21 protein-coding genes and 1 riboswitch are annotated in these 16,049 nt (G+C 28.6%); of the genes, 5 read left to right on the forward strand and 16 right to left on the reverse strand.

Translation table 11 applies throughout. The features are described 5' to 3' along the window. A complete protein-coding gene (locus tag AMN88_RS02760) occupies positions 1-705 on the forward strand; it encodes a class I SAM-dependent methyltransferase (protein ID WP_075536312.1) in 705 nt (234 codons plus the stop codon). Here AMN88_RS02760 and AMN88_RS02765 read toward each other — a convergent pair whose 3' ends face one another. Beyond that, positions 706-1,659 carry a site-specific integrase gene (locus tag AMN88_RS02765; RefSeq protein WP_075536313.1) on the reverse strand — a complete coding sequence of 318 codons (954 nt, stop codon included), beginning with the start codon at positions 1,657-1,659 and terminating at the stop codon, positions 706-708. 305 nt (positions 1,660-1,964) lie between these two features. Between AMN88_RS02765 and AMN88_RS02770 the strand changes: the two genes are divergently transcribed. After that, a complete protein-coding gene (locus tag AMN88_RS02770) occupies positions 1,965-2,234 on the forward strand; it encodes a methylated-DNA--[protein]-cysteine S-methyltransferase (protein WP_075536314.1) in 270 nt (89 codons plus the stop codon). Between the two features lie 516 nt (positions 2,235-2,750). Here AMN88_RS02770 and AMN88_RS02775 read toward each other — a convergent pair. The 7 genes from AMN88_RS02775 to rplM are packed head-to-tail and all read right to left on the reverse strand — an operon-like array spanning position 2,751 to position 7,984. After that, a complete protein-coding gene (locus AMN88_RS02775) occupies positions 2,751-3,602 on the reverse strand; it encodes a DMT family transporter (RefSeq protein ID WP_075536315.1) in 852 nt (283 codons plus the stop codon). Positions 3,603-3,618: 16 nt separating this feature from the next. Beyond that, a complete protein-coding gene (locus AMN88_RS02780) occupies positions 3,619-4,518 on the reverse strand; it encodes an AEC family transporter (RefSeq protein WP_075536316.1) in 900 nt (299 codons plus the stop codon). Beyond that, positions 4,518-5,810 (reverse strand): homoserine dehydrogenase, encoded by a 1,293-nt coding sequence (locus AMN88_RS02785; RefSeq protein WP_075536317.1) that lies wholly within the window; start codon positions 5,808-5,810, stop codon positions 4,518-4,520. The genes AMN88_RS02780 and AMN88_RS02785 overlap by 1 nt, the downstream gene beginning before the upstream one ends. Then, entirely contained in the window at positions 5,807-6,034 is a 228-nt protein-coding gene (locus tag AMN88_RS02790) for a hypothetical protein (protein WP_075536318.1), read from the reverse strand. Before AMN88_RS02790 ends, AMN88_RS02785 begins: the two co-directional genes overlap by 4 nt. Further along, a complete protein-coding gene (gene argC / locus AMN88_RS02795; RefSeq protein ID WP_075536319.1) occupies positions 6,031-7,053 on the reverse strand; it encodes an N-acetyl-gamma-glutamyl-phosphate reductase in 1,023 nt (340 codons plus the stop codon). The genes AMN88_RS02790 and argC overlap by 4 nt, the downstream gene beginning before the upstream one ends. Positions 7,054-7,086: 33 nt before the next feature. Then, positions 7,087-7,524, reverse strand: coding sequence for a 30S ribosomal protein S9 (gene rpsI / locus AMN88_RS02800; RefSeq protein ID WP_075536320.1), 438 nt, complete (start codon positions 7,522-7,524; stop codon positions 7,087-7,089). A gap of 1 nt (position 7,525) precedes the next feature. Next, positions 7,526-7,984 carry a 50S ribosomal protein L13 gene (rplM, locus tag AMN88_RS02805; protein ID WP_075536321.1) on the reverse strand — a complete coding sequence of 153 codons (459 nt, stop codon included), beginning with the start codon at positions 7,982-7,984 and terminating at the stop codon, positions 7,526-7,528. A 144-nt stretch (positions 7,985-8,128) separates the two neighbouring features. Further along, positions 8,129-8,195: riboswitch (SAM riboswitch) on the forward strand. 1 nt (position 8,196) lies between these two features. Between rplM and AMN88_RS02810 the strand changes: the two genes are divergently transcribed. Beyond that, on the forward strand, positions 8,197-9,525 hold the full coding sequence (locus tag AMN88_RS02810) for an O-acetylhomoserine aminocarboxypropyltransferase/cysteine synthase family protein (protein ID WP_075536322.1): 1,329 nt from the start codon (positions 8,197-8,199) through the stop codon (positions 9,523-9,525). A gap of 29 nt (positions 9,526-9,554) precedes the next feature. Here the strand turns inward: AMN88_RS02810 and AMN88_RS02815 are convergent, their stop codons facing one another. After that, positions 9,555-10,580, reverse strand: coding sequence for a COX15/CtaA family protein (locus tag AMN88_RS02815; protein WP_075536323.1), 1,026 nt, complete (start codon positions 10,578-10,580; stop codon positions 9,555-9,557). Positions 10,581-10,623: 43 nt separating this feature from the next. Here AMN88_RS02815 and AMN88_RS02820 point away from each other — a divergent pair, with 43 nt between their 5' ends. Then, entirely contained in the window at positions 10,624-10,914 is a 291-nt protein-coding gene (locus AMN88_RS02820; RefSeq protein WP_075536324.1) for a chorismate mutase, read from the forward strand. Here AMN88_RS02820 and AMN88_RS02825 read toward each other — a convergent pair whose 3' ends face one another. From AMN88_RS02825 to AMN88_RS02850, 6 genes are read right to left on the reverse strand one after another with little or no spacing between them, the layout of a single operon-like run. Then, the gene (locus AMN88_RS02825; RefSeq protein ID WP_023853780.1) at positions 10,915-11,106 is read right to left on the reverse strand and encodes a 50S ribosomal protein L33; all 192 of its coding nucleotides are present in this window, start codon (positions 11,104-11,106) and stop codon (positions 10,915-10,917) included. Further along, positions 11,084-11,470 carry a MerR family transcriptional regulator gene (locus tag AMN88_RS02830; protein ID WP_075536325.1) on the reverse strand — a complete coding sequence of 129 codons (387 nt, stop codon included), beginning with the start codon at positions 11,468-11,470 and terminating at the stop codon, positions 11,084-11,086. Before AMN88_RS02830 ends, AMN88_RS02825 begins: the two co-directional genes overlap by 23 nt. After that, positions 11,460-11,759: an integration host factor subunit alpha gene (locus AMN88_RS02835; protein ID WP_075536326.1), complete on the reverse strand. Its 300-nt coding sequence runs from the start codon at positions 11,757-11,759 to the stop codon at positions 11,460-11,462. The genes AMN88_RS02830 and AMN88_RS02835 overlap by 11 nt, the downstream gene beginning before the upstream one ends. Positions 11,760-11,762: 3 nt before the next feature. Continuing rightward, the gene (gene plsX / locus AMN88_RS02840) at positions 11,763-12,764 is read right to left on the reverse strand and encodes a phosphate acyltransferase PlsX (protein WP_075536327.1); all 1,002 of its coding nucleotides are present in this window, start codon (positions 12,762-12,764) and stop codon (positions 11,763-11,765) included. A gap of 16 nt (positions 12,765-12,780) precedes the next feature. Further along, entirely contained in the window at positions 12,781-12,963 is a 183-nt protein-coding gene (rpmF, locus tag AMN88_RS02845) for a 50S ribosomal protein L32 (protein ID WP_075536328.1), read from the reverse strand. Between the two features lie 2 nt (positions 12,964-12,965). After that, positions 12,966-13,433, reverse strand: coding sequence for a ubiquinol-cytochrome C chaperone family protein (locus AMN88_RS02850; protein ID WP_075536329.1), 468 nt, complete (start codon positions 13,431-13,433; stop codon positions 12,966-12,968). Here AMN88_RS02850 and bamE point away from each other — a divergent pair. After that, positions 13,432-13,917, forward strand: a complete 486-nt coding sequence (gene bamE, locus AMN88_RS02855; RefSeq protein WP_075536353.1) for an outer membrane protein assembly factor BamE domain-containing protein — start codon at positions 13,432-13,434, stop codon at positions 13,915-13,917. The two genes, AMN88_RS02850 and bamE, sit on opposite strands and share 2 nt — an antisense overlap. Here bamE and AMN88_RS02860 read toward each other — a convergent pair. Then, positions 13,904-16,009, reverse strand: coding sequence for a sodium-translocating pyrophosphatase (locus tag AMN88_RS02860; protein WP_075536330.1), 2,106 nt, complete (start codon positions 16,007-16,009; stop codon positions 13,904-13,906). The genes bamE and AMN88_RS02860 overlap by 14 nt on opposite strands. Positions 16,010-16,049 lie beyond the last annotated feature (40 nt).

A 16,049-nucleotide genomic window follows, 5' to 3' on the forward strand; every position in this document is an offset into this window, starting at 1 on the left:
ATGACTAAATTTTTTAAAAATTTATATCGTTTAATGCTAATTGGAACTCCTTTATTTATTATATTCAATTATATTAGGAATTTTTTACCCAACTTTAAAACCAAAAAAAAATCAAAAAAAATAGAAAATAGAATTTATAATCAATTTCATAGTATAAATTCTAATGAAAAATGGTTTTGTAATAATTTAAATTTTTTGTCTACCAATTTCAAAAATATTCAAAATGTAAAAACTATGCTTGAAATTGGCTCTTACGAAGGAAGAAGTGCAATTTTTTTTCTTAAAAATTTTTCTAATAGCAATTTAACTTGTGTTGATACTTGGTCTGGAAGTGATGAGCATACTAGTGTTAATTTTAAATTAATAGAAAAAAACTTTGATTTGAATACATCGTTTTATCAATCTAATAATCTTTTAAGAAAATACAAAATGACATCTAATGATTTTTTTAAACAAAATGATAAATATTTTGATTTAATATATGTTGATGGAGATCATTCTTCTGATCAGGTCAAAATTGATTTAATTAATGCCTGGAATGTTTTAAAAAATGGAGGTTTTTTAGTATTGGATGATTATATGTGGTGGTATTACAAAGATTATAAAAAAAATCCATCAACTCCAATAAACAATTTTATTAAAAAAAATATTTTAAATATTTCAAATTTAACCGTTTGGCATCAAGTAATAATTCAAAAAGCTTAATTATAATTTTACTTTATTTAAAGCATTATTTTTAAATAGATTAGCTTCTTTAATATATCTTCTAACCATTTGTGTTGTTTTATGTCCCGTCATAGCCATTATGCTTCTTTCATCTGCTCCTGACTCAGCTGCTACTGTTGCGAACCCCGATCTTAAGCTATGACCTGCAAAATTTTCATTTTCTATTCCAGCTAAATTTAAATACTTTTTCATCAACAAAACTACAGATTGGTCAGATAATCTTTTATCAGTCAAAATCGATCCTTTTGAAAATCTTCTAAAGATAGGTCCAGATTTGATTTTAGTAATAGCTAGCCACCTTTTAAGATTCACTATTGGGCAATATATTTCATTAGAAAAGTAGGGCAGACCTTTTATCATTCCTTCGCCAAATTGATCTGTTTTTGATCTTTTAATAGTGATTTTGAGCCCTTCAGGAACAAATTCTAAATCCTCATGATCAATTGAAATCAGTTCTGTTCTTCTAAAGCCGCCTCCAAAGCCAATTAAGATTATTGATTTGTCTCTAAGTTTTTTTATTTCCTCAGTTTTTTGATCATTTATTACATTAATAATTGATTTTAAATAATTGATTAATAACGGTTTTTTACCTTTTTGAATACTTCCTTTCACTCTTCTTATTCCCATTAAATTTTCAACTATGATTGGATGTTTGGTATCTAGATAATGCCCTTTAAGCTTATGTACCATGCTGATTGATACTAATCTTCGTCTTAAAGTGCTTATTTTTGAATTTTTAGAGAGATGGGTTAGGTATAAGGAAACTACTTTTGGCTCTGTTGGTAATACATTCAATCCATGCTTTGTACAAAAAGCCCCAAAGTCTTTAAAGTCAGATTTATAAGCTCTTAAAGTATTGTTAGCCTTTGAACTTTTCAGATTATTTAAAGTTGCCTCATGTAGCGATTTTAGGTCTGTTGTTAGCTCATTCATATTATTACTATTGATAACAATTAATTATCATTAGTAATATAACAAGAGTTTTCTAATGTCAAATAAAATAATTAGTCATTTTTAGGGACAATTAATGATATTGCGAGCTCAATAATGATGAAATATAACTTATAGATGGGAATAGACGGAATAATTGAACCGATATATTTCTTAATAACATCTTTTGGTTTTGCAATATTAAGCTTTATTAATTATAGAAAATACGGAAAAACTCTTGAAACTATTTATCTTTCAATTTTAACTGTTTTCTTTATTGTTTGTTTCATTATTTTAAATTTTTATTGATGAAAGGTACTAAATTTCAATTAAAAGTCTGGAATTACCTTAAAACTATACCAAAAGGCACTGTTAAAACCTATAAACAGGTAGCAATAGCTATAAAAAGACCTAAATCAGCGCGTGCTGTAGCTAATGCATGTGGAAAAAACCCTTATGCCCCCAAAATACCCTGTCACAGAGTAATTCGGTCCGATGGAGGCCTTGGTGGATACTCAGGGAGAGGTGGAATTAAAACAAAACTGCGTTTATTGAGATCCGAAAAAGTTGATATTTAGTGGCTTTTTTGGCCTATTTTATGGTCAAAAAGACTAGTAAAATCAACGTTTTTTTGATATTTGAGCTTATTTAAACATAAATTGTAATATACACCCTTCAGTTGCACTATATATCGAGATATAACAAAATAAAGCACCTCTATGGCCGTTTAAAACATATATTCTATAACTGCATTGCTCTACTTTTTAATGATACCAAGGCTAAATTTAGTATCAATTTTTATAGAATTTTTAAAAATTTTTGTTCCCCTACCCACTTATTAAAATAAGAATTTTGAATTTAGTGTTTAATTAGCTAATAAAACCATTGGCATTAAACACTTTTAAGTATTTTGTTTTATTTTCTTTATTAATATTGCTATTTATGTCTTTATCTATTTAAGATAATAGTAATTTATTTGATAATTTGTATTAATTTATATATATATTATATATAATAAAATATATAATAATTACAATAGTTTAATTAACTATATTAATGTATTACATTATATATTAGTAACTATTTATTTACTATTAATTGGAACGATTAATCAAAAATTCTCTTCTAGAAATATATAGACCACTGAGAACAATGATAAATAAACCTAAATAAGTCCAGTTATCTGGTAGTTCATGAAAGAAATAATAACTAATTAGTATATTAGTAATTATCTCTGTATAGCCCAAAGGAGCTAATTTAGAAGCATCAGCGTATTTGAGTGATAATATGAGAAAAAGATGCGCTACAGAGGCTATAAGACCGATTAAAGCCATTAAAATCCACTGATTTGACGTAGGATTAACCCAAACTGAGGGCATAAATAGGCTAATTATAATGGTTCCTATTAAACCCGATAGTAAAAGGGTTAAAAGAGGATTGTCAGAGGTACTGAGCTTCCTCGTGATAATAAGATAAAAACCATAGCAAATTCCATTACCTAAAGCAGCCATGGTAGCTAAATTAAGTTCTATAAAGCCAGGTCTGATTACAATTAAAGTTCCAATAAATCCTAATGATACAGCAGTCCATCTCTTCACCCCTACTTTCTCATTTAAAAAAAATGGAGATAAGGCTGTAACACAAATTGGAGCAACAAAAGCTAAGGTCAAGGCTTTAGGAAGTGAAATTTCCGATATTGCATAAAAGAATAAATAAGTAGAAAAAACAAAAATTAATCCTCTAATTAATTGAAGGGCTGGTTTTTTTGTCCAAACTAATGAATGCCTATAAAAAATAAGCATTAGGGATAATGTAAAGACTACAGTAAAAAAATATCTTGCCCACGTTATCTGCAAAACATCCATAGATGAGCTTAAATATTTAGCAAAAGCATCCATTACAGGAACAATCATCCAAGCAGATGCATTTAAAATTATAGCCTTCATAAAAGAAGGATATCTCTTAATAGAAGTATTTTAAAGCAAAGAATAATGTAATCGGAATAGTGAATAAGGACATGATTGTAGATACTACAATTGTGCTAGATATATTATCTACAATTTCTTTAGGAGAATACATGTGTGCAATCAAATAACATAAAATTGCACTAGGCATACAAGACTGAATTAACAGAACACCGGCTGGTATACCAGATAAATTAAAAAATTTTATAACAGCAAATCCTATAATAGGACCTAATATTACTCTTCCAAAAGAAGTTATTAATGCATCTTTAAAAGAAAATACTTTCATTTGTGTAAGAGCAACACCTAGCGACATAAGGATCATTACAATCATTCCATAAGCTAAAAGCATTACAGTATTTAATACAAATTGAGGAAATGGAATTTCAAAATACAAAAAGAGTACTGTTATTAAAATTGCGTAAAATGATGGACTTTTTAATATTGTTTTAAAATCAAAGGCCCTTTTTGCTAAAAAAATATTTAAAGTAAAGTGGAGTAAAACAATAAGAGATGAAATTGCAGCTGCTATACCCATTCCTAATTCACCATAGGCAAACAAACAAATCGGAATACCCATATTTCCAGTATTCGGCAAGATAAAAGTTGGTAATTCACGAATATAATCTTTCTTCATAAGAACAAGAAAAATCAAACCTATAATCCCAAATAATGTTAATAAGATAATTGCGTAACCAAAATATTCACTAAATAATTCAAAAGTTACTCCACCAGCAGTAATAGCAAAAATAACGAGTGCTGGAGTTCCAAAATTACCAGCGTATGTAGTTATAAATGATGTATCAAAATCTGGATTTTTTTTACCCAAATGATATCCAAGACCTACTATTAGGAATACTGGAAATAAAACTTCAAAAAGTTTTAAATAAATTTCCATTAACCAAGCAATCTAATTAATGTTGGTGTTTTTAAAATATTTTTATTTTTTTTGAAAATAGACAAGCAATTATGAATATTAGTTTCAGATGTTTTATGAGTTATAATAACTATTGTTGCCTTATTGTTTTTCTTATCAGGTGTCTGGATTAACCTTTTAACTGAAATTTTGTATTTAGCTAAACGATTAGTTATTTCGGATAATACACCGGGCTTATCTTTTACTTCAAATCTTAAATATAATGAATTTACATAATTATTTACATTATATGGCATTAAAGATTTGAGCTTAGAAACACTAACACCGAAAGGTTTTTTTATATTTCCACGCAAAATTGATAATAAATCAGAAAGTAATGATGAAGAAGTAGGGCCTGGTCCAGCTCCCTCCCCTTGCAATACACTTTCTCCAACAGGTTTACCTTGCAGAATTACTGCATTCATTACACCGTTAACATTACCAATATAAGATTTTTTACTTACCAAACATGGATGAACGGTTTCAAAAAGATGATTATTCTTTAACTCAGAAATTCCAAGTAGCTTTATTCTTAAATCTAATTGATTTGCAATTTTAATATCTTTTAATTCAATTTTTTCTATTCCTTCCATTAAACATTTATGTTTTGAAATTTTACTATTAAAGGCTAAAGCAGACAAAATTCTTACTTTTGCAAAAGCGTCAAAACCATTTAAGTCTAATTTAGGATTACCAGGTTCAGCATAACCAAGCATCTGTGCTTTTTTTAAAACGTCAGCAAAATTTTCATTTGAATTTTCCATTTCAGATAAAATATAATTTGAGGTGCCGTTCAGAATTCCATAAACCTTTGATATTTTATTTGTTGCCAATCCTTCTTTAATAGATCTTAATATCGGGATACCTCCAGCAACTGATGCTTCAAATTCCAAATTAACTTTATTTTTTTCTGCAAGTTTTGCTAACTCATTACCATGTTTTGATATTAAAGCTTTATTAGGTGTAATGACATGGATTTTACTTTTTAAAGCAGTTTCTACAACTTTTTTAGAAACTCCATCTGATAAACCTATAGCTTCGAACAATATATCGATGTTATTTTTTTTAAAAATTTCTAAAGGATTTTTGTAAAATATTTTTTTATTAACTTTAAATTTTCTTTTTTTATTAATACTTCTTGCAGATACAGCCACTACATTTATTTTCTTACCTGTTTTAAGCTGAATATCTTTCTTTTTTGTATTTAGTTCGTTTAGCAAATAATTGCCAACCTGACCAAGTCCTACTACTGCAATATTAATTAATCTACTCATTTACTTATATCTGGATATTTACTTTTTTTTGTATAGTCATCTATATAAATCTCATATTCCTCCAATGTCATTGACGTTATATCGTCTGCCTTTTTTAATATTTGATTTAATTTTTTTTGATTATTTTTATTTTCAATAGAATTTTCTGTCCAATATTGAGAATCTTTATTTAAAGAACAATTGGCTAATATTAATGAAAAAAAAATTATTATAAATTTTCTCATTTTAATCCAGTCTTTTCAGGAAAATTAAATTTATTATTTAAATTTTGTACAGCTTGACCTGCCCCACCCTTAATTAAATTATCAATAGCAGATAGAATGATTATTTTATTACTATATTTAGATTTGCAAACTGAAATATAACAATTGTTAGTATTTATTACGTCATTGGTGCTTAACAAAGTGTCAGACTTAAATATTTTTACAAAACTTTCATTTTTATAAAAACTAATTAATGTTTTTAATACTTTTTTTTGTGAAATATTATTTTCTAAATCAACGTATATAGTGCTCAGAATACCTCTAAACATTGGTGATAAGTGAGGAGTAAAACTAAATTGAAATTTTTTCTTAGTAAATTTTCTTAACATTTGATCTATTTCAGAATTATGACGATGAAAACCGACTCCATAAGCACTTAAAGACTGATATAGATTTTTATCTTTATATTTTTTGTGAACTCCTCTACCAGCACCTGAATATCCAGATTTTGAATCAATTATAATATTATTAAATTTAATTAAATTTTTCTTAAATAAAGGAAATAGAGGAAGCAATATTGATGTTGGATAACATCCTGGACATGAAATAATATTATATTTTTTAATCTCTTTTCTATTAATTTCAGGAAGTAAATAAATACTTTTTTTTATTAAATTAGTTGCTCGATGTTTTTGCTTATACCATTTTAAATAATCAGAAGCTTTTTCTAATCTAAAATCTGCAGCAAGATCGATTAGAGTATGATTTTTGCTTAAATGTTTAGATATATCTTGCGCTTCTCCATTTGGAAGTGCTGTAAAAATAACATGAACGTCTTTTAATAATTTTTTATTAAATTTTAAAATTTTTGGTAATTTATATTTAGATAAAGATTTATCATATGATTTAATGTTTTTACCTACAGAGGAATTTCCGCAAAGGTATCTAATATTGATATTTTTGTGTTTAACTAATAATTTAATTAATTGAACACCAATATATCCAGTTGATCCAGCAACTAATGCGTTAAGCTTAGACATTTTTTATTATAACAGTTAAAAATTAAAAAAAAATTATCTTTTAGAGAATTGGAAGCTTCTTCTAGCTTTTCTTCTACCAGGTTTTTTTCTTTCGACTGCCCTAGAGTCTCTGGTTGTAAGTTTCTCAGTTTTTAAGGTGGCTTTTAGATTTTCATCAAATAATACTAAAGCTTTTGAAATACCGTGAACCATAGCCCCTGCTTGGCCTGTAGGTCCTCCTCCTTTTACACTGCATCTTACATCATAATCTGTAGCCTGATTAATAATCTCAAATGGTCTTGTAATTTGCATTTTATGTGTTTCATCTGCAAAATATTCATTGAACAATTTACCGTTTACATAAATTTTACCAGAACCTTTTTTTAACCAAACTTTAGCTATTGATGTTTTTCTTCTTCCTGTAGCATATTTACTATCTTTAAAATCTAATTTTAATTTAGGAGATTTTGAAGCTGATTGAGTATTTTCCATTTTAGTTTCTTGCTATATTTTTACTATTTAATTTGTCTAACTCGATAATTGTAGGATTTTGTGCTGAATGCGGATGTTCATTTCCTGCATAAATTTTTAACTTTGTTAATTGTTTTCTCCCCAATACTCCACCAGGTAACATTCTTTTAACTGCCATTTTTAAAGTTTCTCCAGGTTTTTTTTCATGAAGTTTCTCAGGTGTTGTAACTTTAATTCCACCTGGATGACCAGTGTGTCTGTAATATTTTTTATCTTGAAATTTTTTTCCAGTAAATTTTGCTTGTTCAATATTTTTAACAACAACAAAATCACCATCATCCATATGAGGAGTGTATGTAGTTTTATTCTTACCTCTTATGATATTTGAAACTACAGTTGCTAATCTTCCAACTACTGCATTCTTCGCGTCTATTTCATACCAAGATGAATTTAATTGGTCTTTTTTAGTGAATTTTGTCATTGTGCGAGGATTAATACTATTAATAATTACAAAGTCAATTTTATATTTAGCTTGAATTATGTAGCTTATATGCTAGAAATTACTTGCCGATTTGATCCTATTGCGGGCTTATAACTGCTAAAAAGGAAATTTCACAAAATTAATAAAATCGGTAGGCATTTGAACTGTATTGTGCGCCTAACATAATGTTGAAGCACTAAAAAAGGAGTAAAATGACTAAAAAAAGAAATAACCCTGAAACTATAGCTATCCACGGTGGTGACTATAGAAGTGATCCAGCGACGAACGCCGTAGCTGTTCCAATTTATAGGACAACATCATACCAATTTAACAACACAGAGCACGCTGCTAACCTTTTTGCTCTTAAAGAATTTGGTAACATCTATACTCGTATAATGAATCCAACAAATGATGTGTTGGAAAAAAGAGTAGCTGCACTTGAGGGAGGCCTTGCATGTTTAACTGTTTCTTCAGGACAAACTGCCTCAACTTTTGCTGTACTAAATGTTGCTCAAGCAGGAGACAATATAGTTAGTTCAACTGACCTTTATGGTGGAACGGTATCTTTATTCACACATACACTTAGTAAGATTGGTATAGAAATAAGATATGCAGACCCGAGTAATCCTGAAAATTTTGAGAAGTTAATAGATGACAAAACTAGAGCTTTTTATGGTGAAACCCTACCCAATCCATATTTAAGAGTTTTTCCTATTAAGGAAGTTTCTGATATTGGAAGAAAATATAATATACCATTAATAATGGATAACACTGCATCACCTGTGATTTGTAAACCAATAGAACATGGAGCTGCTGTGGTAATACATTCACTCACTAAATATATAGGTGGTCATGGGACAGCTGTGGCGGGTAGTATCGTTGATAGTGGTAACTTTGATTGGACCGCAGATCCAAAGAGACAACCATTATTTAACGAACCAGATGCAAGTTATGGTGGTGTCGTTTGGGGAAAAGCTGTACCAGAATTAACTGGTGCTAATGTTCCCTTTGCTGTTAGAGCAAGAGTTTGTTTATTGAGAGACTTAGGATCTGCTCTGGCTCCAGATAATGCTTTTGCAATAATTCAAGGACTTGAAACGGTTGCTTTAAGAATGAGACAACATTGTGCTAACGCCGAGTATGTAGTTGATTTTCTAAAAAAACATAAAGTAGTTACAAAAGTTATTTATTCTACAGAACACGATAAACCGATTGCCGATAGAGCAAAAAAATATCTTAAAGGTGGAAATGGTCCAATGATTGGTATCGAGCTTAAAGGTGGAATTGAAGCTGGTAAAAAATTTATCGAGTCTTTAAAAATGTTCTATCATGTAGCTAATATTGGTGATGCTAGAAGTTTAGCAATTCATCCAGCAAGTACAACTCATAGTCAATTAAATGAGAAAGAACTGGCTGCATCGGGTGTTACACAAAGTTATGTAAGACTTTGTATTGGTATTGAACACATCGATGATATTATTGAGGATCTTGATCAAGCATTGAATAAATCTTCAAAAGGTAATTTAAAAGCTGTAAGCTAATTTGAGGTTTTAATGTCTACAAGTAGAAACTAATTAATAGGCTCTTTATATTTTGTAATATAAAGAAAATACAAAGTTGAAAGTATTATAAAAATAGAATTTATCTGGTGTAGAGATGCATAAAGTATTTTTACTCCAGATAAAATTGTTAAAATTCCCAAAAGAATTTGAAATAATAAACTAATCCCAATAACAAGAATTGGAATTCTTAAATTAGTATTTCTATTTTTTAAAACAAAGAAAAATATATAAAAATATAATGCAACTATTAAATATGCCAAATTTCTATGAATAAATTGAACAAGTGATTGATCATCAAATACTGTGAGATTAAACAAATCATTGATTACACTATCATCCGGAAAATATGATGAGCCCATTAAAGGCCATGTATTATAAATTTTTCCTGCATCCATACCGGAAACAAATGCCCCTATTATTAATTGTAAAAATAATAATAAAAGAAAAAATTTAATTGAGTTTAATTGAATATTAATATGATTAATTTTTATATCAGTTAGATTTAAATATTTCCAAAAAACTACAGACAAAATGATAAAAGCTGTAACTAAGTGTAGTGATAATCTATAATGACTAACATCGACTCTATCAATTAATCCACTTGATACCATGTACCATCCAAAAAATCCTTGAAAACACACTAAGAAAAAAATAATTGAATACTCTTTTAAAATCCAAAAACCATTTTTTATTGTAAAATAGATCATTGGAAAAAGAACAGTTAGACCAATTAATCTTCCCAATTGACGATGCGCCCATTCCCACCAAAAAATAATTTTAAATTCATTTAAAGTCATATTAAAATTTTGCTCTTTAAATTCAGGTATTTTTTTATAGAGATCGAAATATTCTATCCACTTATCATTTGTTAAAGGTGGTAGTGAGCCTATAAAAAGTTCCCAACTAGTAATAGATAGTCCAGAGTCTGTTAATCTAGTTAGACCTCCTACTAAAATAATAAGCACGATCATCACTAATAAAGTGATCATCCATATTTTTAATTGAGAATTTAAAGAATAATTCTGACTGTACATGATTAAATAAATATAATAATTATTAATTAAACCAATAAATTAAATGTCGCCTAAAAACAAAAAAAAATTAGAAATAATAAGAGCTAAATTGGATAAGTTAGATAATAAGTTATTATCGTTAATTAAATATAGAACAAATCTTGTAAAAGAAGTTCTAAAGCTTAAAGAATTTAAAAAAGAAATAGTAGATAAAAAACGTATCAATTTTATACTTAAAAAAATTCACTCAAAATCTAAAAAACTAAAAATTGATCCTAAAATTACTAATCGTATATGGAAAAATATGATCTTGTCTTATATCGATTACGAGAGGAGAAACTTTAAAAAAAAATAACTACTTACTGTGTGGTGGAAGCTTTTTTTCCACAAACATTTCGTGTTTTCTAGTATCTGGATTGTATTTCTTTGCTGAAAGTTTAACTTTGGCCTTCTCGCCTCCAGCAGGTTTTTTTACATAATAGAAGTAAGGGCTATCAGGTTTAGCCTCTGGAACCATTCTTACTTTAACGTGCGTTTTTTTTGCCATTTTTTAATTCTTTTAATTTATTAGAAATTTTTAATAACTTATTTCTTAAATTTTCTGTCCTTATAGATTTATCTGCAATTTCGTCAAGCTTTAAAGAATCTTCATTATTTAATATTTTTTTTACACCCTTAATTGTCATACCTTGATCTTTAAGTAAAAATTTAACTTTTTTAAGAAGATTTATTGTTTTTTCATCATAATATCTTCTATTAGAATTTAATATCTTTGGTTTAATTTGTTTAAATTGAGTTTCCCAAAATCTAATGACATGTGTCGGTAAAGCTCCTTTATCATTTGATTTAAGATTTAATATTCTAGCTACTTCTCCAATAGTTTTATAAGCACTATCTGATTTATCCATCATCTTTCAAATTAATAAATTCTCTAAATTCCTTTGATGGTTTAAATAAGACAACATTTCTACTTGAAATGATTTTTGTTTCTTTAGTTTTTGGATTTCTTCCAATTCTAGATTTTTTTTGTCTAATAGAAAAAGTACCAAATTTAGATAATTTTAATTTTTGTTCATTTTTAATATTGTTCAGTATGGTAGATAAAAGATCATCAATAAGGTTTGTTGCTATTTGTTTTGAAAAACCAAGCTGCATATAAATTAAATTAACCAAATCTTTCTTAGTTACATTAAGTCTCATTTTTTAAATATTTTGCTTAATCTTTTCTATCAAGTTACCTTTAACAATTCTATGACAAACATCTAAAGAATTTGAAAATCCTACATAGTCTGTTCCTCCATGACTTTTAACAACTGGAGAGTCTAGACCAATAAAGATGGCTCCATTATATAATCTTGGATCTAATCTTTTCTTAAATTTTCTTAAATTTGATATATTTAATAAAGATGAAATTTTACCCATAAATGTCCCTGTCATAGCATTTTTTAATTCACTAGTTATAAAATTTGCGGTACCTTCAGCAGTTTTTAATGCAACATTTCCTGTAAAACCATCTGATACAATTACATTAACCTCTCCATCCATAAGATGATTACCTTCAATATATCCTGCAAAATTATAATTATCTGATTTTTTTTCATTTAATAATTGATAAGTTTCTTTTATAGTTTCATTTCCTTTCAATTCTTCTGAGCCAATATTTAGCAATGCTACATTTGGTTTATCATTTGGATAAAGAGATGTATACAAAGAAGCTCCCATAATAGAAAAGTCTAATAAATTTTTTGAGCTACATTCAATATTGGCACCCAAATCTAATACAACACTCATACCCTTTTTATTTGGCCATAAGGCAGATAATGCGGGTTTGTCTATATTTTCTATCATTTTTAAATTTAATTTTGAAACAACTAGCAGTGCTCCTGTATTTCCGGCTGATATGACTATATCAGATTCTTTATTTTTAACACTTTGAATAGCTAACCACATACTAGTGTCCTTGCCTCTTTTTGCACCCTCTAAAGGACTGTCAGTACTTTCTATTTTATTTTCTGTATGCACTATCTCGAAAAATTTCTCAGAAATTTTTCCATTTATTATTGGATTTATTTTATTTTTATCGCCAAAAATTTTAAAATAATTATTTTTATTTGATGCATGATTAAAAATGATACCATCGATTATTTTCTTAGGTGATCCATCACCACCCATTGCATCAACTGCAATTTTGATCAAATCTGACATTTTAATTAAATAAATACTATTCTTTTGGGTCTAAAACTTGTCTTCCCTTATACATACCAGTTTTAAGATCAAGATGATGAGAAAGTCTGTATTCGCCTGAATTTTTATCCTCAACTATATTTTTTGTTGAGAATTTCATTGTTTGAGCTCTTCTCATTCCTGTTCTTGAGGGGGTTTGTTTACGTTTTGGTACAGCCATAATTATTGGTTACTTACACTTTTTAAATAAGAATTCAAAGTTTTTTTTGATAAATTAGAGTTAAAATCATCAAAATAAGCCTGTAATTCCTCATTATTTTGAAAATCTCCTAAAAAAAGGGAAATTTTTTTTATTTTATCAGATTTTGTTAATTTATCCCAAAAATGTATTTCTGAAACCATTGAGTGAAATAGATTAATATAATCTTTCATTTTCTTATTTATTGACTGATCTCCATATCCTATTTCTCTTATACTTAATTCAAGTTGTCTAAAGTTAAAATCATATATTTCTTGTAAAATTTTCCTATTTTTCTCATTTTTATAATTTTTTAAAAAAAAAGAAAAATGAAGTAAAAAGAGGGTTAAACGATCAGAAAAACTATCTTCTCTGTCTAAATTTTTATATAAATCTTTATTTCTAGTGTAATTAATTAAATTGTTATAAATATGTATGTATTTTTCATTCATGTATAAGTTATTATATATATTATTTATCTTAATTATAGTTTCTAATTGTTCATTAAAACCTGTGGTAAAACATCATGGTGTACCATTTTTAGAAAAAAAACAAAAAACTCTTTTAGTAAATGAAAGTAATAAAAATGATATAAGAAAAATATTAGGAAACCCATCAACAACGAGTAAATTTGACAACGATATATGGATTTATATTGAGAGAAAACAAACACAATCAAAAATCAAAAACTTGGGTAGAATGCAAATATTTAAAAATGATGTTTTAGTATTAGAAATAGATGATTATGGGATATTAAAAAAAAAAGAGTTTTATAATAAAGACGATATGGAAAACATTAGTATAACAGAAGCAACTACAGAAGCAGGTTTTAAAAAAAATTCATTTATTTACGATTTTATGTCAAGTATGAGACAAAAAATTAATGACCCTCTTGGAAAGAGGGCCAAAAAACGTAAACAAATTAACCAGCAATAACTGCTAAGAGCAATAAAGCTACAATATTTGTAATTTTAATCATTGGATTTACAGCTGGTCCTGCTGTGTCTTTATATGGGTCTCCGACAGTATCGCCTGTTACTGCGGCTTTGTGTGCTTCAGAACCTTTTCCACCATGATTACCATCTTCAATATATTTTTTAGCATTGTCCCAAGCACCACCTCCAGCAGTCATTGAAACAGCTACAAATAGACCGGTAATAATTACACCTAGAAGCATAGCGCCAACAGCAGCTAATGCAGCAACCTGGCCGCCTATAGAAAAAATAATAAAATAAAGAACAACAGGTGATAAAACTGGTAATAATGAAGGTATAATCATTTCCTTGATAGCAGCAACAGTAAGTAAATCTACTAATTTAGCATAATCAGGCTTTTGTTTTTTTTTCATGATACCAGGGAATTTTTTAAATTGTCTTCTTACTTCAACTACAACTGCTCCACCTGCTCTACCAACAGCTTGCATTCCCATTGAACCGAAAAGATAAGGTAACATTCCACCAATTAATAAACCAACTACTACATAAGGATTAGATAAATCAAAAGTTACAACAATACCTTCTAATGCAGATCCAGCTTCTTTCGAAAAATGCTTGATGTCTTCTGTGTAAGCAGCAAATAAAACTAAAGCACCTAAACCAGCAGATCCAATTGCATAACCTTTCGTAACAGCTTTAGTTGTGTTTCCTACAGCATCTAAAGCATCTGTCGTTTTTCTAACTTTTTTATCAAGATTAGACATTTCAGCAATACCACCAGCATTGTCAGTAACTGGTCCGTAAGCATCTAAAGCAACAACCATTCCCGCTAGTGCAAGCATAGTAGTTACTGCAATAGCAATACCAAAAAGTCCAGCAATAGAATTTGTAATAAGAATACCTGCAACTATTATTAATGCAGGTACAGCAGTTGCTTCCATAGAAACTGCTAACCCTTGGATAACATTAGTGCCATGACCAGTTGTTGATGATAATGCAACAGATTTAACCGGTCTATAACTTGTTCCTGTATAGTATTCAGTAATCCAGATTAATAATCCAGTGATAACTAACCCTATGACACCACAATAGTATAGATCCATTCCATTAAAAGTTTTATCATTTACTGTAAATTCATTTGTAAAACCAATTACGTGATCTGTAACAGGCCATAATATTATTAAAGAAGCTACTGCAGAAACAACAAATCCTTTATACAAAGCATTCATAACGTTATTACTTTTTCCAAGTTTAACGAAAAATGTTCCAACAATAGATGTTAACAAACATGCTGCACCAATAGATAAAGGGTAGATCATCATATTAAGATCACCAACAAAGAAAATTGAAGATAATACCATTGTTGCAACAATTGTAACTGCATAAGTTTCAAATAAATCAGCAGCCATACCAGCACAATCTCCTACGTTATCACCTACGTTATCTGCAATTACAGCAGGATTTCTTGGATCATCTTCTGGTATTCCAGCTTCAACTTTTCCAACTAAATCAGCACCAACATCTGCGCCTTTTGTAAAAATTCCACCACCTAATCTTGCAAAGATAGAAATTAGGGAAGCTCCAAAACCTAATGCAACTAAAGCATTTACAATTTCTCTTTCATCAACATTAGATTTCAATAATATGTAATAATAAACAGCTATAGATAATAGTGCCAAACCAGCAACCAACATTCCAGTTACTGCACCAGATTTAAATGCAACAGATAGACCTTGAGCTAAGCCTTTTCTAGATGCTTCAGCTGTTCTTACGTTTGCTTCTACAGAAACTAACATACCTACGTATCCTGCAATACCTGATAGAGCAGCACCAATTAAATAACCAAGACCTACTAGTGGACTAAATGCAATACTCACAATTACTAAAACTACAGCACCAACAATAGCAATAGTTTTGTATTGTCTTGCCAAATATGCTTTTGCGCCAATTTGAATTGCAGATGCAATATCTTGCATTTTTGCATTTCCTGCACTTGAATTAAGAATGTTTTTACCAGTTAAAAATCCATAAACGATAGATAATAAACCAGCTCCAATTGTGTATAATAGTATTGTTTCGACTGTTCCGCTCATATTAACCTTAAGTTGTTGGTTGTTAAATTTTTAAGCCCGC

Source organism: Candidatus Pelagibacter communis, assembly GCF_001180165.1.
Lineage (GTDB): Bacteria > Pseudomonadota > Alphaproteobacteria > Pelagibacterales > Pelagibacteraceae > Pelagibacter > Pelagibacter ubique_P.